A 469-nucleotide genomic window follows, 5' to 3' on the forward strand; every position below is an offset into this window, starting at 1 on the left:
GATATGGTACGGCCCGTTGTTGCGGACCGTGATGACAACGTCGTCTGCCATGGCGGGTCCTCAGAAGAGCATGCCCTGCATGCGATACGCGAAGTGTCCGGGCTTGGCGTCGCGCATTAAAGCCATGAACTGATCCATGTCCATATGCACGACATTTTCGTGGTCGCCGGCTTCGAAGTAGACGTCGCCGTGGGCCATCAGACTGCTGTCGATGTAGGTGGGCATGCCGTAAGCCATGCCAACGGGTGGTACGGCGCCGGCATCGCAGTCCCGAAAGACTTCGCGCAACTCGGATTCATCCGCCAGTGTCAGGTCCAGGCGGCCAGTTTCCTTTTGCAATTCCGACAGATGCAGGTGATACGTCGATGGCAACACGGCCGCGACATAGCCGAGCTTGTCTTCGAGCAGCAGCGTCTTGGCCAGACGGTCGCCCGGGACATGTGCAGACTGCGCGGTCTCCGTGCTGGTA

1 protein-coding gene is annotated in these 469 nt (G+C 59.9%); it reads right to left on the reverse strand.

The window, feature by feature from the left end; translation table 11 throughout:
- Positions 1-60: 60 nt before the first annotated feature.
- Positions 61-469: YbaK/EbsC family protein (locus I6F21_RS37705; protein WP_225184382.1), on the reverse strand; the 409-nt coding region annotated here is incomplete at its 5' end.

The organism is Bradyrhizobium sp. NBAIM03 (assembly GCF_020194055.1).
In the GTDB taxonomy this organism is placed as follows: Bacteria; Pseudomonadota; Alphaproteobacteria; order Rhizobiales; family Xanthobacteraceae; genus Bradyrhizobium; species Bradyrhizobium yuanmingense.